Annotated in this window: 15 protein-coding genes and 1 tRNA gene; 8 read left to right on the forward strand and 8 right to left on the reverse strand. The window is 59.3% G+C overall.

Annotated features, from left to right (window positions below):
- Nucleotides 1–15: 15 nt before the first annotated feature.
- A tRNA-Gly gene (locus C4N22_RS02140) sits at nt 16–90 on the forward strand.
- Between the two features lie 82 nt (nt 91–172).
- On the opposite strand, the gene C4N22_RS02145 is transcribed toward C4N22_RS02140, so the two are convergent.
- Complete coding sequence (locus tag C4N22_RS02145) at nt 173–1,780, reverse strand: MBL fold metallo-hydrolase RNA specificity domain-containing protein (protein ID WP_022256808.1); 1,608 nt, start codon at nt 1,778–1,780, stop codon at nt 173–175.
- A 211-nt stretch (nt 1,781–1,991) separates the two neighbouring features.
- On the opposite strand from C4N22_RS02145, the gene typA reads away from it, so the two are divergent.
- Entirely contained in the window at nt 1,992–3,815 is a 1,824-nt protein-coding gene (gene typA, locus C4N22_RS02150; protein ID WP_112147825.1) for a translational GTPase TypA, read from the forward strand.
- Between the two features lie 90 nt (nt 3,816–3,905).
- On the opposite strand, the gene C4N22_RS02155 is transcribed toward typA, so the two are convergent.
- Nucleotides 3,906–4,934 (reverse strand): GDSL-type esterase/lipase family protein, encoded by a 1,029-nt coding sequence (locus tag C4N22_RS02155; protein ID WP_112147826.1) that lies wholly within the window; start codon nt 4,932–4,934, stop codon nt 3,906–3,908.
- Between the two features lie 377 nt (nt 4,935–5,311).
- On the opposite strand from C4N22_RS02155, the gene C4N22_RS02160 reads away from it, so the two are divergent.
- Entirely contained in the window at nt 5,312–6,535 is a 1,224-nt protein-coding gene (locus C4N22_RS02160; RefSeq protein WP_112114690.1) for a 6-phosphofructokinase, read from the forward strand.
- A gap of 120 nt (nt 6,536–6,655) precedes the next feature.
- Nucleotides 6,656–7,882 (forward strand): 6-phosphofructokinase, encoded by a 1,227-nt coding sequence (locus C4N22_RS02165; RefSeq protein ID WP_112114689.1) that lies wholly within the window; start codon nt 6,656–6,658, stop codon nt 7,880–7,882.
- A gap of 96 nt (nt 7,883–7,978) precedes the next feature.
- Here the strand turns inward: C4N22_RS02165 and aspS are convergent, their stop codons facing one another.
- Together aspS and C4N22_RS02175 are read right to left on the reverse strand one after the other, a co-directional pair.
- Nucleotides 7,979–9,313, reverse strand: coding sequence for an aspartate--tRNA(Asn) ligase (aspS, locus tag C4N22_RS02170; protein ID WP_112147827.1), 1,335 nt, complete (start codon nt 9,311–9,313; stop codon nt 7,979–7,981).
- A 130-nt stretch (nt 9,314–9,443) separates the two neighbouring features.
- A complete protein-coding gene (locus C4N22_RS02175; RefSeq protein WP_022256142.1) occupies nt 9,444–10,052 on the reverse strand; it encodes a sugar transferase in 609 nt (202 codons plus the stop codon).
- Between the two features lie 354 nt (nt 10,053–10,406).
- On the opposite strand from C4N22_RS02175, the gene C4N22_RS02180 reads away from it, so the two are divergent.
- Nucleotides 10,407–11,771 carry an MATE family efflux transporter gene (locus C4N22_RS02180; RefSeq protein ID WP_112147828.1) on the forward strand — a complete coding sequence of 455 codons (1,365 nt, stop codon included), beginning with the start codon at nt 10,407–10,409 and terminating at the stop codon, nt 11,769–11,771.
- Nucleotides 11,772–11,815: 44 nt separating this feature from the next.
- Here the strand turns inward: C4N22_RS02180 and C4N22_RS02185 are convergent, their stop codons facing one another.
- The 3 genes from C4N22_RS02185 to C4N22_RS02195 are packed head-to-tail and all read right to left on the reverse strand — an operon-like array spanning nt 11,816 to nt 14,526.
- Entirely contained in the window at nt 11,816–12,961 is a 1,146-nt protein-coding gene (locus C4N22_RS02185) for a glycerate kinase family protein (protein ID WP_112147829.1), read from the reverse strand.
- Nucleotides 12,962–12,995: 34 nt separating this feature from the next.
- Nucleotides 12,996–13,964, reverse strand: coding sequence for a D-2-hydroxyacid dehydrogenase (locus C4N22_RS02190; protein ID WP_112147830.1), 969 nt, complete (start codon nt 13,962–13,964; stop codon nt 12,996–12,998).
- A gap of 19 nt (nt 13,965–13,983) precedes the next feature.
- The gene (locus tag C4N22_RS02195) at nt 13,984–14,526 is read right to left on the reverse strand and encodes a GNAT family N-acetyltransferase (RefSeq protein ID WP_112147831.1); all 543 of its coding nucleotides are present in this window, start codon (nt 14,524–14,526) and stop codon (nt 13,984–13,986) included.
- Nucleotides 14,527–14,714: 188 nt separating this feature from the next.
- On the opposite strand from C4N22_RS02195, the gene C4N22_RS02200 reads away from it, so the two are divergent.
- The 3 genes from C4N22_RS02200 to C4N22_RS02210 are packed head-to-tail and all read left to right on the forward strand — an operon-like array spanning nt 14,715 to nt 16,875.
- Nucleotides 14,715–15,470, forward strand: coding sequence for a GntR family transcriptional regulator (locus tag C4N22_RS02200; protein ID WP_022256147.1), 756 nt, complete (start codon nt 14,715–14,717; stop codon nt 15,468–15,470).
- Between the two features lie 18 nt (nt 15,471–15,488).
- Complete coding sequence (gene pyrB / locus C4N22_RS02205; RefSeq protein WP_112147832.1) at nt 15,489–16,436, forward strand: aspartate carbamoyltransferase; 948 nt, start codon at nt 15,489–15,491, stop codon at nt 16,434–16,436.
- Nucleotide 16,437: 1 nt separating this feature from the next.
- Complete coding sequence (locus C4N22_RS02210; RefSeq protein ID WP_022256149.1) at nt 16,438–16,875, forward strand: aspartate carbamoyltransferase regulatory subunit; 438 nt, start codon at nt 16,438–16,440, stop codon at nt 16,873–16,875.
- Here C4N22_RS02210 and C4N22_RS13165 read toward each other — a convergent pair.
- Entirely contained in the window at nt 16,862–17,323 is a 462-nt protein-coding gene (locus C4N22_RS13165) for a DUF1972 domain-containing protein (RefSeq protein ID WP_112147833.1), read from the reverse strand. The genes C4N22_RS02210 and C4N22_RS13165 overlap by 14 nt on opposite strands.
- Nucleotides 17,324–17,562: the final 239 nt, after the last annotated feature.

Genomic DNA, 17,562 nt, shown 5'->3' on the forward strand with positions numbered 1-17,562 from the left:
CTATTCCCTGCAAATGCGGGCATCGTACATCGGCTAGTATATCAGCCTTCCAAGCTGAGGAGGTGGGTTCGATTCCCATTGCCCGCTCCATGCAGAAAAGCACCGTGGCTCTTCGGAACCACGGTGCTTTTGGTTTATCTTATTGTTTTCCCTATGATGATCTGGCTTGCCGTTATCGGTCCCACTTGTCGCACAGGGCGTTGATCTGGTCGGCAAACTTGGCCAGGTCCTTGTTGGCACCGCCCTCGTTGTGCTCGATGACGCGGAGCAGCCGCTTACCGGCGTTGACCAGCCGCTGGAAGACGGTGGCGGCACGGCTTGCACTCTCGCCGAGCCGATGCTCAATGTGGACACGATTGCCCTCCTTGATGCAGACAGCGCCCTCGGCCCCGATGCCCCACTGCTCGCCGTTGTAGGGTGCGCTGGCCGTGAAGCCCTGCTCTTTCAGGGTCTGGGCGAAGATGTCCTCCACCTCATCGTTGCCGTGGACGATGAACACCCGCTTGGGCTTGGGCTCAAAGGAGTTGACCCAGCGGAGCAGACCGTCCTTGTCCGCGTGGCCGGAGAGGCCGGTCAGCTGGCAGATGTCCGCCTGCACCTCGATGGTCTCGCCGAAAAGCTTGACGGTGGTGGCCCCATCTATTAAGGTGCGGCCCAGAGTACCCACGGCCTGATAACCCACGAAGAGGATGGTGCATTCCGGCCGCCAGAGGTTATGCTTGAGGTGGTGGCGGATACGGCCCGCCTCGCACATGCCGCTGGCCGAAAGGATGACTTTGGGCACCGGGTCGGCGTTGATCATCCGGGATTCGTCACTGGTGATGCTGACCCGCAGCCCCGGGAACTGGATCGGATTGATGTTGGCGTCCAGCAACGCCCGGGTCTCGGTATCGTAGCATTCTTCATCCGTGTTTTGGAAAATGCGGGTGGCCTCAATGGCCAGCGGGCTGTCGATGTAGACCGGGAAGTTTCCGTGGCCGGTGACAAGACCTTTTTCCTTGATCTCCCGGATGAAGTAGAGCAGCTCCTGGGTGCGGCCCACCGCAAAGCTGGGGATGACCACATTGCCGCCCCGGTCGAACGTCCGCTGCAAAATCTTGCTCAGCTCCGCCACATAATCGGGCTTGGGACCGTGGAGGCGGTCGCCGTAAGTGGATTCCATCACCACATAGTCGGCGTCCGTGATGTAGGCCGGGTCCTTGATGAGGGGCTGGTTGGTGTTGCCGATATCCCCCGAGAAGACCAGCTTGGTGGTGCTGCCGTTTTCCGTGACCCAGATCTCGATGCTGGAGGAGCCCAGCAAATGGCCCACGTCCACAAAGCGGATCTCCAGCCCGGGGGCCAGCTCCACTTTCGTCTCATAATCCACGCCGATGAACAGCTTCATGGCCGCTTCGGCGTCCTGCACCGTGTACATCGGCTCAACCGGGGCGTCACCGGCACGCTTTGCCTTGCGGTTTTTCCACTCAGCTTCAAATTCCTGAATGTGCGCCGAGTCCCGCAGCATAATGTCGCACAGCTCCGTGGTCGGCTTGGTGGCGTAAATTTTACCCCGGAAGCCGTTGCGCACCAGCAATGGCAGCAGGCCGGTATGGTCGATGTGGGCATGCGTCGCCAGCACACCGTCGATCTCACCTGGGGCCACCGGGATGGGCTGGTTCTCGTAGATGTCCTTGCCCTGTTCCATGCCGCAGTCGATCAGGTAGCGCTGCCCGGCTGCTTCCAGCAGTGTACAGCTGCCTGTTACCTCATGGTTCGCACCCAAAAATGTCAGTTTCATAAACACACCTCCCGGTACGGTTTGGATTCCAGCCCAATTATACCACATTCGTCGGTTGTCTTCTGCCCAAATCGCAGCGTGTTTCTCGGGCAAAACGCCGAAACCTTGAAAAATTTTTTAGACAATCTTGACAAACCACCCTGAATTGCGATAAACTGAAAAATGTATGACGTAACTTCTACACAAGATTCAAAATAGAGAGGTTGTTTTTATGGTTCGTAACGATTTGCGCAACGTTGCCATTATCGCTCACGTTGACCACGGCAAAACCACTCTGGTGGACGCAATGCTGCATCAGAGCGGTGCATTCCGTGATAACCAGGTTGTCGCCGAGCGTGTCATGGACAGCGGCGATATCGAGCGTGAGCGCGGCATTACCATTCTGGCCAAGAACTGCTCCTGCACCTACAAGGGCGTCAAGATTAACATTGTTGATACCCCGGGCCACGCCGACTTTGGCGGCGAGGTGGAGCGCGTGCTGAAGATGGTCAACGGCGTTCTGCTGCTGGTGGACGCTGCCGAGGGCTGCATGCCCCAGACCCGTTTCGTGCTGCAGAAGGCCCTGCAGCAGAACCTGAGCCTGGTGGTGGCCATCAATAAGATTGACCGTCCTGATGCCCGCATTAAGGAAGTCATCGACGAAGTGCTCTACCTGCTGATGGATCTGGGCGCTACCGATGAGCAGCTGGACTGCCCCATGCTGTTCTGCTGCGGCCGTCAGGGCACTGCCAGCCTGGATCCGGATGTCCCCGGCACCGATCTGGTCCCCCTGTTCGATACCCTGCTGAGCACCATCAAGCCGCCTGAGGGCGACCCCGCGGCTCCGTTCCAGATGCTGGTGTCCTCCGTGGACTACAACGAGTTCGTCGGCCGCATTGGCATTGGCCGCATCCAGAACGGCGTGGCCAAGGTGGGCGAGGAAGTCGTCGTCTGCGACTGGCACAACCCCGACCTGAAGATGCGTGGCCGCCTGACCAAGCTGTATGACTTCCAGGCCAACGGCCGTCAGCCCTGCGACAACATCACCGCAGGCGATATCGTCGCATTCTCCGGCCTGCCCGATGTCACCATCGGTAACACCCTGTGCAGCCCCTCCCAGGTGGAGCCGCTGCCCTTTGTCAAGATCAACGACCCGACCGTTGAGATGACGTTCTCTGTCAACGACAGCCCCCTGGCTGGCCGTGAGGGCAAGTTCGTCACCAGCCGTCAGATCCGTGACCGCCTGCAGAAAGAGCTGCTGAAAGACGTTGCTCTGAAAGTGGAAGACTCTGCCACCACCGATTCGTTCCGTGTCATGGGCCGTGGCGAGATGCACCTGTCCATCCTCATCGAGACCATGCGCCGTGAGGGTTATGAGCTGCAGGTCTCTCCCCCGCATGTTCTGACCAAGATCATCGACGGCAAGACCTACGAGCCTATGGAGCACGTTGTCATCGACGTCCCGTCCCAGTATCAGGGCGCTGTCATGACCGGCCTGGGCCAGCGCAAGGCCATCCTGCAGCAGATGGAGTCCCTGGGCACCGACCGTGTCCGCCTGGAGTTCCGGATGCCCAGCCGCGGCCTGTTCGGCTACCGCAACCAGTTCCTGACCGATACCCACGGCGAGGGCATCCTCAACCAGATCTTCGACGGCTATGACGTCTGGGCTGGCATGATCGCCAACCGCTCCACCGGTTCTCTGGTCAGCTTTGAGACCGGCGAGGCTGTCACCTACGGCCTGTTCAACGCACAGCAGCGTGGTACTCTGCTGGTGGGCGCTGGCGAAAAGGTCTACGAGGGCATGGTCATCGGCTACACCGCTTCCGGCGAGGATGTGGATGTCAACGTCTGCAAGACCAAGCACCTGACCAATACCCGTGCTTCCGGCTCTGACGACGCTCTGCGCCTCATCCCCATCAGCAAGCTGAGCCTGGAGGGCTGCCTGGAGTTCCTGGCACCTGACGAGCTGCTGGAGGTCACCCCGGAGAACCTGCGCATCCGCAAGCAGATCCTGAACCACGAGCAGCGCATGAAAGCCAAGAGCAAGCTGAAGTAAGCTGCCGCGTTAAAATCAAATCGTACAAAATCCCCGATGTTCTCACAACCGAGAGCATCGGGGATTTTTGTTTGTTCCAATCACAAATTTTCAGTTCACCGCGTACGCGCTGCCCAGGGTCCAGGCATTGGTGGAGGCATACTTGGCGTGGTTGCGCAGGTAGGTGACCCAGGCACCGTAGCCGTTGCCCGCCGAGAAGTGGACGCCGTCCGGGGCGGCCAGCACCTCTTTCAGGTTGCCCTCACCGTCTGCCATCGCCTCCCACAGGTCCAGATAAACGCAGCCTTTCTGCGCTGCCAGCTGGGCCAGCTGCTCATTCACCGAGCGGAGGACATCACTGGCGAGGCCCGGCTTTTCGGCCGCGGCTTCCGGCCGTACCGGCGGGATGGACTGCACATAGATCACGCAGTCGTCCCCCAATGCCTGCCGCAGCAGGTCCAGCATCTGGCCGTAATAGGCCAGGAAGCGGTCTGCCGCCCCCAGTGTGGTCAGGGTGTTGGTGCCCAGCAGGAGATACAGCTTTTTGGGCCGCGCGGCTGCCAGCACATCCAGCGCCACTTCCTGCCCGCGCACACTGCTCTTGACAGCGCTCCGGTTGACGATGGCATCCGGGCCAACACCTGTGTAGCCGCAGATGAGCGCCCCGCCCAGGTTGATGCTGTAGTCCGAAAAGCCGACCGTCAGGCTGTCGCCCAGGAACGCGGCATCCGAGAAGTAGCTCAGGTCCACCTGTCCGCAGCCGGGCTGGCGGATCACGCTGCTGTCATAGGCTTTGACGTGATATGCCCCTGCCGTCTGCCGGGCCGGGCCAAACTGCTCCAGTGTCACCGCCGTACCGCCGCCTGCGTTGGCTGTGGCACTGCTGTCACCGTTGGCCGTGGCGCTGTCCGCGCCGGCACTGCCCTGCATGGGCAGCGGAGCCAGAATGTTCTGCGCCGTGCCTGCCGTGGCCGTCTGCTCTGCCTCGTCCTGATGCTTCTGGCCATTTTCCAGAATGGCTGTAATGGCAAACGACAAGATCAAAATGGCCGCAATAACTCCCAGCAGCCGCAGTTTGCCGCCTGCGCCGCCCCGCTGCCCATGGCCGCGGGTAGCATGATACTCATGTGAAATGCCCATCGTCTTTTTCCGCCCTCGTTTTCTTCCAGTTCTTTTCTTTATAATACGGGTATTCTGCCCGGAAAATTGCGTGTTATCCGCCGCGCAGCCATTTTTCAGACTGTGCGGGTTTTATTGTAGCATAATTTTTTTGCCCATGCAACCAATTAGGGCTTGCATACAACAGGCAAAACGGTTACAATAGAAATGTGACAGTTTTGTGCCTATTTCTTGAAGTGCATTCACATGCTGTCACCATTTTTGTACTACTTGCAGCCGTTGGTTCACCATTCCCGCCGCGACACGCAGTGCAGGGCGTATCGCACACCATGCGGGAGCCGCGCGGAAAGCGGCTGCGGAAGTAGAAATTTTTTCGGATCGGTAAGAAGGAGGTTTTCATGGCCAAGAACATCATCATCGGCCAGAGCGGCGGCCCCACGGCCGTCATCAATTCCAGTCTGGCGGGCGTGTACAAGGCGGCCCGCAGCCTGGGCGCGGATACCGTCTACGGTATGAAGTACGGCATTGAGGGATTGCTCAAGGAAGAGCTGCTGGAGCTGAACGTCCTGCTGGACGACCGCATGAGCATTGAGCTGCTCAAGCGCACCCCCTCCAGCTATCTGGGCAGCTGCCGTTTCAAGCTGCCGGACCCGGAGACGGATTCCACCCCGTTCGTCAAACTGTTTACCCTGTTTGACAAATACGACATCTGCGCGGTGTTCTACATTGGCGGCAACGACTCCATGGACACCATTGCAAAGCTTTCCCGCTATGGAGCCAAGGTGGGCAGCAGCGTCCGGTTCATCGGGGTCCCCAAGACCATCGACAACGACCTCTGCCTGACAGACCACACGCCGGGCTACGGCTCTGCCGCCAAGTACATTGCCACCATCCTCAAGGAGGTCATCCGTGATTCCTCTGTTTACAACATCCGCAGCGTGACGGTGGCCGAGATCATGGGCCGCCACGCGGGCTGGCTGGCCGGCGCGGCCTGTCTGGCCGGCGGCGAGGACTGTGACGGCCCGGATCTCATCCTCCTGCCGGAAGTCCCCTTTGACCCGGAAAAATTCCTGGCCAAGGTGGACGAGCTGCAGCGCACCAAGCCCAATGTCATCATCGCGGCCAGCGAGGGCGTCAAGACGGCTGACGGCACCTACCTGTGCGACCTCGTCTCCGGGGCCGGGCAGCTGGACGCCTTTGGCCACAAGGCCATCCTGAGCGGCACCAGCCGCTACCTCTCCGAGCTCATCCACGAGAAGCTGGGCTGCAAGAGCCGCGCCATTGAGTTCTCGACCCTGCAGCGCTGCGCCAGCCATCTGGCCAGCCGCACCGACGTGAACGAGGCTTACGCCGTGGGTGGCGCCGCCGCAGCAGCAGCCTTTGCAGGCGAGACGGGCCGGATGATCGCCCTCAAGCGGATCTCCAGCTACCCTTACCAGTGCATCACCGAGTCGGTGGATGTGCAGCAGGTGGCAAACCTGGAGAAAAAAGTGCCCCTGGACTGGATCACCCCGGACGGGATGCAGGTGACGGCGGCCTTTGAGGAGTACGCCCGCCCGCTGATTCTGGACGAAGTGACCCCCGTTTACGTCAACGGTACTCCGCGCCACATCCGTCTGTAAATCTTGTTCTGCCCGGGCGGCCGGGCAAAGCCTTTGTCCCCCTTTCCGCGTCTGTTTTCGTGCTTCCTGCACGATTTTAGAATAAAAGCCGAAACAGAAAAAAACAAAGGAGAAATCATCATGGGTAAAAATGCAATCGTTGGTCAGTCTGGCGGTCCTACTTCCGTTATCAACGCAAGTCTGGCCGGTGTGTTCGAGAGCTGCAAGAGCCGCGGTGCCGATGTCGTATACGGCATGTGCAACGGTGTTGCTGGCCTCCTGGAGGAGCGCGTGGTGGATCTGTCCACCCTGCTGACGGACGACCTCGACATCGAACTGCTCAAGCGCACGCCGTCCAGCTTCCTGGGCAGCTGCCGCTACAAACTGCCGGACTGGCACACCGATGAAGCTGTGTACAAGAAGCTGTTTGCCATCCTGGAGAAGCTGAACATCGGTTACTTCTTCTACATCGGCGGCAACGACTCCATGGACACCATCGGCAAGCTGGCAGATTACGGCGCACGCATCCAGAGCGACATCCGCTTTATGGGCGTGCCCAAGACCATCGACAACGACCTGATGGTCACTGACCACACCCCCGGCTACGGCTCTGCTGCCAAGTACATCGGCGTGGTGATGAAAGAGATCATCCGTGACGCTACCGTTTACGGCACCAAGTATGTCACCGTGGTGGAGATCATGGGCCGCAACGCCGGCTGGCTGACCGCTGCCGCTGCTCTGGCCAAGGGCGATGACTGCGAGGGCGTGGATATGATCTGCCTGCCCGAAGTCCCGTTCAATGTGGACCACTTCATTGAGAAAGTCCGCGTCATGCAGGAGAAGAAGCCCAGCATCGTGATCGCCGTCTCCGAGGGCGTCAAGCTGGAGGATGGCCGTTATGTCTGCGAGCTGGCTGACGATGTGCACGCGGTGGACGCATTCGGCCACAAAGCCCTGACCGGTACCGCCCGCTTCCTGGCCAACACCGTGGCCCGCAGCCTGGACACCAAGACCCGTTGCATCGAGCTTTCTACCCTGCAGCGCTGCGCTGGCCACCTGACCAGCCGCACCGACATCACCGAGGCTTATCAGGTCGGCGGTGCTGCCGCCAAGGCCGCCTTTGAGGGTGTCACCGGCCAGATGGTCGCCCTGAAGCGCATCTCCAACAGCCCGTACCAGTGCACCACCGAGCTCCACCCCATCAGCGAGGTGGCAAACCTGGAGAAGAAAGTGCCGCTGAGCTGGATGAACGAGAACCATACCCAGATGACGGAGGACTTCCTCGATTACGCGCGTCCGCTCATTCAGGCAGAGCTGACCCCGCTGTACATCGCAGGCCTGCCCCACCACATCTACATGAAGAAGTAATTTCTCCTTTCCCGTTTCAGATACGCAGATAAAAAGGAGCGCTGTTTCCAACGAAACAGCGCTCCTTTTGTTATTCATTCTATGAACTGTGCCGCATCACGGAGTCAGACGGTTGGGGCCGCGGAACAGGAACTCCGCGTCCTTGATGGACAGGCCGCAGAGCAGCATGGTCAGACGGTCGATGCCCAGGCCAAAGCCGCCGTGCGGGGGGCAGCCATACTGGAAGAACTCCAGATAGAACTTGACGTCCTCGGCCAGGCCCTTTTCCTCTGCCTGCTTCTTCAGCACCTCGTAGCGGTGCTCACGCTGGGCACCGGTGGTGATCTCCACGCCGCGCCAGATCAGGTCGTAGCCCTGGGGCACGCCGTTCTCGTCGCGCATGTGGTAGAACGCGCGCTTCTCCGCGGAATAATCGGTGATGAAGAGGAACTCGTGGTTGTAGTGCTTCTTGACCCACTCGTAGCTCAGGCGCTCGGCCTCGGTGGTCAGATCGCCTTTTTCGGACTCATCGACGGTGTAGCCGAACTCTTCTTCCAGGCCCTTGTACAGGTCGGCCAGCTTGACCACGGGGAACGGAGTCTCCGGCACGATGACTTCCTGGCCGAACAGCTCCTTGATCTGGTCGCCGTAAGCCTCCTTGACGGCTTTCAGGCCGGCCGTCAGCAGCTCCTCCTCCATCTTCATGACATCACGGTAAGAGGTGATGTAGCTGAACTCGAGGTCAAAGCCGGAGAACTCGGTGGAGTGCTTATTGGTGTAGCTCTTCTCGGCGCGGAAGACAGGGCCCGTCTCAAAAATGCGCTCGAAACCAGCCGCCATGGCCATCTGCTTATAGAACTGGGGGCTCTGTGCCAGATAGGCATTGCGGTCAAAGTAATCCACCTTGAACACCTCAGAGCCACTCTCGCTGGCCGCGGCGATCAGCTTGGGGGTGTGGATCTCAATGAAGCTGCGATCCAGCAGGAACTTGCGCATCGCGTTGACGAAGCAGCTCTGTGCCTTGAACATCAGCTGGTTCTCATCGGTGCGCAGGTCGATCCAGCGATAATCAATGCGCTGGTCGATGCTGGAGCGCTCGACGGCTTTTTTCTTCTTGGTGGCCGCGATCTCCTTGCGGACGATGGGCAATGCATCCGCAATGCTCTCGATCTCGATCTCCGAGGGGATCATCTCGATGCCGCCCATCTTGACGTAATCGTTCTCCATCACCTTGCCGGTGACGGTGATGACCGAATCCGGGGTCAGCTTGTCGATGGTGTCCACCAGCTCGGGGTGGTCGGCTTTCTCGACGGTGATCTGGAGCTTGCCGGTAATATCTTTGAGCACGATAAAGGCCATGGCCTTGCTGTTGCGCAGGTTCTCAATGAAACCCTGCACCTTGATCGTGTTTCCAATTTCCTTGGGTACCTCTTGGATGTAGGTGCGATTCATGGAAATCCTCCTTTTTGGTGTTCCGTTATCTATCCTATTATATAACATTTTCGGCATAAATCAACCCGAAACGCCGATTAAACCTCTCCGTCATCTTCGCTTTGCTCGATGCCAGCGAGACTGAGAGGTTTTACTTTTTATGATGCAGCGTCCCCGTGCCGCCCTCCACGACACCATCGTGGTCCAGCACCGCCTTGATGGTGCCAAAGAAGCACTTCACGTCCAGCCCAAAGCTCAGGTGCTCCACATAGTAGCCGTCCAGCCGGGCCTTATCGGCGATCTCCAGCTCATCGCGGCCATGGATCTGGGCCCAGCCCGTCAGGCCGGGGCGGACATCGTTGGCACCGTATTTGTCCCGCTCGGCCAGCAGGTCGTACTGGTTCCAGAGGGCCGGCCGGGGGCCGATGACCGCCATGTCGCCCACAAAGATGTTCCACAGCTGGGGCAGCTCGTCCAGGCTGGTCTTGCGCAGGAACCGCCCCACCCGGGTGATATACTGGTCCGGGTCGTGGAGGAGATGGGTGGGCATATCGTGGGGGGTGTCGATCCGCATGGTGCGGAATTTCAGGATGTTGAAATGCTGTTTGTGGATGCCCACCCGTTTCTGCTTGAAAAACACCGGGCCGGGCGAATCCAGCTTGATGGCGATGCAGAGCACCAGCAGCAGGGGCGAAAGGCAGATCATGCCGCCCAGTGATAAAATAACGGCCAGCAGCCGCTTGATTCCATTCCGATACATGGAGGTTCCTCCCTTTGGTTTTGGTTGCGCTCCTATTATAACAAGGGGCTCGACAATTTTCAATTCGGCGGGGCGGATTTCCGCACGCCCTGTTCCGAGTATGGGCTGCATCGGTTTTTGAAAAACTCCTGTTTTGTTGTATCATCTGGCTGGTTTTTTCCCTTGCCGCCCCGCCCGGCCTGCCGCATTCCGCTTCCTTTTCAGCATTTTACGTTTTTACTTGCTTTTTACACTCCGGGTGCTATAATATGAAGTTGCGTTCTGCCTCCGGGCAGGACTGATTTTGGAACGATTTTAACAATACAAAGTGTAAGAAATGCAAGAAAAAGCTTGTTCAAAGGAGGCGGATTTTCCATGGCGCAGATTTCCCGTTCTGGCGATCTGACCAGCGGCCCGATGCTGCAAAAAATCATCCTGTTTTCGCTCCCGCTGGCGGCGTCCAGCATTTTGCAGCTGCTGTTCAACGCAGCAGACGTTGTGACGGTGGGCCGCTTTGCGGGCAGCACCGCTCTGGCGGCGGTGGGCTCCAACGGTGCCCTCATCAACCTGCTGGTCAACCTGTTTGTGGGCCTCTCGCTGGGTGCCAACGTTGTGGCTGCCCGCTGCTTTGGCGCGCGGGACGATCAGGGCGTGCAGAATACTGTCCACACGGCGGTGACGCTGGGCCTTGTCAGCGGTGTGCTGCTGGCGGGCGTGGGCTTTTTTGTGGCCCGGGGCCTGTTGGAGCTGATGTCCAGCCCGGAGGATGTCATTGACCTGGCCACCCTCTACCTGAAAATTTACTTTCTCGGGATGCCCATGACCATGCTGTACAACTTCAGCTCGGCACTGCTGCGGGCCGTGGGCGACACCAAACGGCCGCTGTTCTGCCTGGCGACGGCAGGCGTCATCAATGTCATCCTGAATCTGGTCTTCGTCATTGGTTTCCAGATGAGCGTGGCCGGCGTCGCGCTGGCGACCATCATCAGCCAGACGGTTTCCGCCTGCATGGTCACGGCCCTGCTTCTGAAAGAGGAGGGCCCCCTCCACCTCGACCTGCACAAGCTGGGCTTCCACAAAGGGGCCCTGACCCAGATTTTGCTCATCGGCCTGCCGGCCGGCCTGCAAAGCACAGTGTTCAGCCTCTCCAATGTGGTCATCCAGTCGGCGGTCAACTCGTTTGGCTCCACGGTCGTGGCGGGCAACTCGGCAGCCTCCAACATCGAGGGCTTTGTCTACACCGCCATGAACGCCTTTGCACAGGCCGCTGTGACCTTTACCAGCCAGAACATGGGTGCCCGCCGGTATGATAACCTGGACCGCGTCATGCGCAACTGCCTGCTCTGCGCGGTGGGCATTGGCGTGCTGCTGGGCGGCGGCGCGTTCCTGGGCGGCAACCTGCTGCTCCACTTTTACTCCACCGATGAAGCCGTGGTGGCCGCGGGCCTGGCCCGAATGCGGATCATCTGCACCACTTACTTCCTCTGCGGTGTCATGGACACGCTGGCCAGCTGCCTGCGCGGCCGGGGCTACTCGGTCATGCCCATGATCGTCAGTCTGGTGGGCAGCTGCCTGCTCCGTCTGGTCTGGATCGCCACGGTGTTCCAGCTGTTCCGCTCCACCACCACCCTGTACATCAGCTACCCCATCAGCTGGATCTTAACGGCGCTGGTGCACTTCATCTGCCTGATGGTCGTGCGCAAAAAGCTCCACGCGGAGTCCGCCGCCATGGCTGCCTGAGTTCTGCTTCGCAATGCCTCCGCGCCGAAATGGCGCGGGGGCATTTATTTTGCTTCCGCTGCCCGCAGCAGGCGGAGAATGCTGTTGAGGGTGTAGGTGTAGTTTTCCCGGCTGGCGTAACGGGACTGCGCAAAATCCATGGCCTGCCGGTTGATGGAAAACACAGCGGTCAGGCCCAAGGCCGGGTCATCGCAGAGGTCTTCCACCTCCGGCAGGACGCCGCCCACGATGGCCACCACCGGCACGCTCTTCTCTTTCGCGTGCTTTGCCACGCCGCTGATGACCTTGCCCCGGACGCTCTGGGTGTCCAGCCGCCCCTCGCCGGTGAGGACAAGGTCACAGCCGTCCAGCCGGGCGTCAAACCGGACCAGATCCAGCACGGCCTCAATGCCGGGCCGCAGCTGTGCCCCCAGGAACGCCACCATGCCAGCACCCAGGCCGCCTGCCGCGCCTGCACCGGGCAGAGCGGCTACCGAACGGCCCAGCTTTGCCTCGATGACACCGGCCAGCGCCCGGAGCTGCCCGTCCAGAAAGACTACCGCGGCCTCATCGGCACCCTTTTGGGGCGCAAAGACGCAGGCCGCACCGGTTGGGCCGTAGAGCGGGTTATCGATATCGCACATGGCGGTGAGGGAGACGCCCGCCAACAGCTTTTCCGCTTCTTTCGTGTCGATGTCCGCCACCTCGCTCAGGGTACCGCCCACGGGCACAAAATCGCTGCCATCGGCCCGGAGGAATTGGACCCCCAGCGCCGCCGCACAGCCGCAGCCGCCATCGTTGGTGCAGCTTCCGCCCAGCCCCAGCAGGATGTTCTGGCTGCCCGCCTCCACGGCGTGGCGGATGAGCTGACCCACGCCGTAAGTGGTGGTCTTACAGGGGTCTTTGCGATCTTCTACCTGAGGCAGACCGGCGGCCGAGGCCATCTCAATCACGGCCTGCCCGCCGGGCAGCTGTAAGTATTCTGCCGTGATGGCCTCCCCATAGGGGCCCGAGACGGGCACGGAGACCAGCGTGCCGCCGCAGGCCTCATGGAAGCAGGCCACCGTTCCCTCGCCACCGTCGGCCACGGGAATCCTGACCACCTCGCACCCGGGGAAATACGCCTCCAGCCTCTGCGCCGCAAGGGTGCAGATCTCCTGGCTGGAAAGGGTGCCTTTGAACGAATCCGACACAACGATGCACTTTTTCATTTCTCCACCACCTGTTTTTCTTGAGGAAGTCTGATCACTTGTTCACCACGTTCTGGGGCTGGCCCGCCAGGAACGCCCTGACGTTCTCCACGGTGCAGTCCATAATGCGCTGGCGACTGCTCCGGGAACCCCAGGACATGTGCGGGGTGATGATGCAGTTCTTGGCTTTCAGCAGCGGGTTGTCGGCCCGGATGGGCTCCGTGGACACGACATCCAGACCTGCACAGGCCACCTTGCCGGAGTTGAGGGCGTCGGCCAGGTCCTGTTCCACCACCATTTGGCCGCGGCTGTTGTTGATGATGATGACGCCGTCTTTCATCTTGGCGATGTTCTCTTTGTTGATGATGCCGGTGTTGAAGTCCATCAGAGGCATCTGGAGGCCCAGCACATCGGAGCGGGCAAACAGGTCGTCCAGCTCCACGAACTCCACGCCCAGGTCCTTCGCGGCCTGGGAGGGGGAGCGGTCATAGGCGATGACGTGCATTCCCAGCGCCTTGGCAGCCTCGGCAGTGTGGATGCCGATGCGGCCGCAGCCCAGCAGGCCATAGGTCTTGCCTGCCACCTCGATGAGGGGATAATCCCAGTAGCACCACTCCTCGCCGTTCTGCCACTTGCCCTCGTGGACGGTACGGTCGTGATGGCCGATGTGGAGGCAGGCCTCCAGCATCAGGGCAATGGCAAACTGACTGACGGAGTAGCCGCCGTAGTTGGGCACGTTGCAGACGGGGATGCCTTTCTCCTTGGCATAGGCAATATCCACTACATTGTATCCGGTGGCCAGTACAGCGATCAGTTTCAGGTTGGGGCATTGATCCATGGTGGCCTTGGAGATGGGGGTCTTGTTCAGGATGGCCACATCGGCGTCGCCAATGCGCTCGGCAACGAGATCCGATTCCTCATAGGAAGTGCGGTCATAGACCACCAGCTCGCCCAGCTGCTCCAGAGCGCTCCAGCTCAGGTCGCCAGGGTTTTCCGTATAGCCGTCCAGCACAACGATTTTCATACAATTTCCCTCCATTTCTTTACAGGTGTTTTGCCAGCAGATAGCGGTCATGCCCACCGTACATCTCCCGCCGGGAAACGATCTCAAAGCCGCTGGCTTTGGCGTTATTCAGGCTGTAGGGGTTGCCGGGGCTGACGGTGGCCCCAATGCCCACGATGCCGGGCCGAAGCAGCGGCAGCGCGTCTTCCAGCAGGATGCGCTGCAGACCATTGCCCCGCCAGTCCGGGTGGACGATGACGCTGTCGGCATTGGCCCAGTACTCCCACTCGGCCTCCGGAATGCCCATGAACGCAGCGTAGTTGTGCGCACTGTGCCCGCAGTACCGCAGGATAAAGTAGGCCCCCAGCCGCTCGCCGTCCCATGCGCCCAGGCAGAGGTCGTGTTCGAGATAGCTCTGGATATTTTCCAGCGTATCGGGCATGAACAGCTCCGGGTTCGGCATCATGGCTCGCACCTCGTTCTGGAGCCGGTAGACGGTCTCGGCCTCTTCGCGCGTACACTGCCGGAGCGTGACCGACAGCGACGCCGCCCTGCCGCGGACCTGATGAAGACAAAGTTCCATTTCTGCAATCCCTCCCAAAATAAAATCATACTTTCTTTGCGATTCCAGTATAAATGCCATTTCAAAGAATGTCAATTTATGTTATACTGATGGAAGGGATGCTGGCAGTCTGTGCTCTTGGGCGCTGCTGCCCGCCTCCTGAAGTCTCTGCGGGGCTCACCCTGCATGTGTACCGGAGGAAAACGACCATGAAAGATTCCAGCCTTTCGCCTTCCAGCCGTCTTGGCGGCGCTGTCATCAGCGACCGCGTAGTCGCTGCCCTGCTGCAGGAGCTGCGCACCGGCCGCTACGCGGACGCCGACCGCCTGCCTGCGGAGGTAGACCTTGCCGCCCAGCTCGGTGTCAGCCGTACCGTGATCCGGGACGCGCTGAGCGAGATGGAGCGCGCCGGATACATTGAGCGTGTGCGCGGCATTGGCACCGTTGTCAACCGCACCGTGCTCAACCTGCGCAGCCGCCTGGACCAGAAACTGGAATACTATCCTCTGATCCGCAGTTTCGGCAGCTATCCTCATGCAGACGGCATCCAGATCTACCCCACCCGCGCAGGCGAAGAGCTGGCACGGGACCTCGGTATCGAGGTGGGGGATGAGGTCATCTGCATCAAAAAGAGGATCCTGGCGGACACCACTCCCGTCATCTACTCCATCGATTACCTGCCGCGCGCGCTGTTTGGCAGCCGGGATTACACCCGGATCGACCTCAGTGGCGACATCTTCGAGATCCTGGAGCGGGAGTGTCACCAGCAGATCGCCTCCAATGTCGCCCACCTGAAAGCCAGCTGCGGCGACGAGGCCATCCGGGCAGCCATGCGGCTTGCCCCCGGCGAGGCGATGCTGCTGCTGGACGAAGTCTGCTACAACCGTCTGTGCCATCCGGTTATGCGCTCGTTGAGCTACTACACCAACTTCTTCGATTTTTCCATTCTTCGAAAGCTTCTTTGATGGAGGGAACTGAACAACATGCGTCATCTGATCGATCCTTTAGACTTCAGCCAGGAAGAAATCATGAATCTGTTGAGTCTGGCCGACCGCATCTGCGCCGATCCGGCCGCCTACCAGAACGTCGCCGAGCACAAAAAGCTTGCCACCCTGTTCTACGAGCCATCCACTCGCACCCGCCTCTCCTTTGAGGCCGCCATGCTGAACCTGGGCGGCCATGTGCTGGGCTTCCCCAGTGAAACAGTCTCCAGCGCTTCCAAGGGCGAGAGTGTGGCCGACACCATCCGTGTGGTGTCCTGCTACGCCGATATCGTCGCCATGCGCCACCCCAAGGAGGGTGCCCCGCTGCGCGCCAGCCGTTATTCCCGCATCCCGGTCATCAACGCCGGTGACGGCGGCCACCAGCACCCCACCCAGACCATGACCGACCTGATGACCATTCGCCGCCGGATGGGCCGGCTGGACAACCTGACCATCGGCCTGTGCGGCGACCTGAAGTTTGGCCGCCCCGTCCACTCCCTCATCAAGACCATGGCCCGCTTCAAGAATGTCCGCTTTGTGCTCATCAGCCCGGAAGAGCTGCGAGTACCCGATTATATCATCAAGGACGTGCTGGAAGCCAAAGGCATTGAGTACAAGGAGACCCGCAGCCTGGAGGATTCCATGGCCGACCTGGACATCCTGTACATGACCCGCGTGCAGAAAGAGCGCTTCTTCAACGAGGAAGATTACATCCGCCTGAAAAACAGTTACATCCTGACCAAAGAGAAAATGGCACTGGCAAAGCCCCATATGGCCGTGCTGCACCCCCTCCCCCGCGTGAACGAGATCACCCTGGAGGTCGATGATGACCCCCGCGCTGCCTATTTTGAGCAGGTGCAGAATGCTGTTTATATCCGCATGGCACTCATCATGACCCTGCTGGGTCTGCCCGACCCCAAGGCACCTGACGCAAAGGAGGAACACTGAAATGCTGAACATTGACGAGATCCAGAATGGCATTGTCATCGACCACATCAAAGCCGGCACCGCCATCGGCCTGATGGATCTGCTGGGCATCAAGGGCAACCGCACGGCCAGCGTGGCCCTCATCCAGAACGCCCGCTCCCACAAAACAGAGTGCGGCCGCAAGGACATCATCAAGGTGGAGGGCGACTCCTCCTGGCTCAACCTGGATGTGCTGGCCTACCTTGACCCCAACATCAGCGTGACCGTCATCCAGGACGGCAAAGCCATCAAGAAAGAGAAACCCCAGCCCCCCAAGCGCCTGGTAAACATCGTGCGGTGCAAAAACCCGCGCTGCATCTCTTCCATTGAGGAAGAGTGCGACCAGATCTTTGAGCTGAGCTCCAATGGCAAGTATCGCTGCATTTACTGCGAGCAGGAGCTGCAGGTCAAACCGGAATAATGTAAGGTTGGGTTTGTGTTAATAGTAAGCCCCCGGAAAACCAGCGATTAAGTTGTGAAGCGCACTCCGTCAAGTAGACAGAAAAAATAATATAAGATTTATGTTCGCCGTTTCCACAAGGAGACGGCGAATTTTTTGTGCAAATCGGTATCAAGCAGCTCGGTTCATGGCACTGACATGAGCCTTTTTTCAGCCCGAACTTATCTGTAATCAGACTTGCTTCCCGAATCTGCGGCCTATTCACGCCATTAGGGATAAAGTGCGTTTCTCTTCCATAAGTTTCCTTAAAATAGTCCTGCACGCCCTTGCTCAGAACAATGACCTCGTCCGCATATTTCGCAGCATTTTTTTCGCCTTGGTGGATAAACTTAGAACCAAGTCCTGATTGCCATTTCTCGCGCTGCCAATCAATGCCGCCCGATGTCAAGTCTTGGACAACTTTTTTCACAAATAAATTTGAAAAAGCACAAAAAAATAAGCCCTACAAGGCTTTCAATCGGTTTTGAACCAATTTGAGCCTTGTAGGGCTTAATCTACTTTTTATATTCTGTTTATCTCTGCCGATCATAGATCGTTGCCTACTGCTCACCACGAAGAGGTGTGTGATTATCTGAGCAGCTACCGTGTGGATTTCCACACGGCCTTATTTTGTCGAATACAGGCACGAGTTCGACAGTATTCGACTTT

It is taken from the genome of Faecalibacterium prausnitzii (assembly GCF_003287495.1).
GTDB classification, from domain to species: domain Bacteria; phylum Bacillota; class Clostridia; order Oscillospirales; family Ruminococcaceae; genus Faecalibacterium; species Faecalibacterium prausnitzii_I.

Bases quoted from the DNA above. Each gene is read 5' to 3' on its own strand.
- pyrB (WP_112147832.1), top strand. From the start codon at position 15,489: ATGCGTCATCTGATCGATCCTTTAGACTTCAGCCAGGAAGAAATCATG.
- C4N22_RS02210 (WP_022256149.1), top strand. From the start codon at position 16,438: ATGCTGAACATTGACGAGATCCAGAATGGCATTGTCATCGACCACATC.
- aspS (WP_112147827.1), bottom strand. From the start codon at position 9,313: ATGAATCGCACCTACATCCAAGAGGTACCCAAGGAAATTGGAAACACG.
- C4N22_RS02200 (WP_022256147.1), top strand. From the start codon at position 14,715: ATGAAAGATTCCAGCCTTTCGCCTTCCAGCCGTCTTGGCGGCGCTGTC.
- C4N22_RS02180 (WP_112147828.1), top strand. From the start codon at position 10,407: ATGGCGCAGATTTCCCGTTCTGGCGATCTGACCAGCGGCCCGATGCTG.
- C4N22_RS02195 (WP_112147831.1), bottom strand. From the start codon at position 14,526: ATGGAACTTTGTCTTCATCAGGTCCGCGGCAGGGCGGCGTCGCTGTCG.
- C4N22_RS02145 (WP_022256808.1), bottom strand. From the start codon at position 1,780: ATGAAACTGACATTTTTGGGTGCGAACCATGAGGTAACAGGCAGCTGT.
- C4N22_RS02155 (WP_112147826.1), bottom strand. From the start codon at position 4,934: ATGGGCATTTCACATGAGTATCATGCTACCCGCGGCCATGGGCAGCGG.
- C4N22_RS02190 (WP_112147830.1), bottom strand. From the start codon at position 13,964: ATGAAAATCGTTGTGCTGGACGGCTATACGGAAAACCCTGGCGACCTG.
- C4N22_RS02165 (WP_112114689.1), top strand. From the start codon at position 6,656: ATGGGTAAAAATGCAATCGTTGGTCAGTCTGGCGGTCCTACTTCCGTT.
- C4N22_RS02185 (WP_112147829.1), bottom strand. From the start codon at position 12,961: ATGAAAAAGTGCATCGTTGTGTCGGATTCGTTCAAAGGCACCCTTTCC.
- typA (WP_112147825.1), top strand. From the start codon at position 1,992: ATGGTTCGTAACGATTTGCGCAACGTTGCCATTATCGCTCACGTTGAC.
- C4N22_RS02175 (WP_022256142.1), bottom strand. From the start codon at position 10,052: ATGTATCGGAATGGAATCAAGCGGCTGCTGGCCGTTATTTTATCACTG.
- C4N22_RS02160 (WP_112114690.1), top strand. From the start codon at position 5,312: ATGGCCAAGAACATCATCATCGGCCAGAGCGGCGGCCCCACGGCCGTC.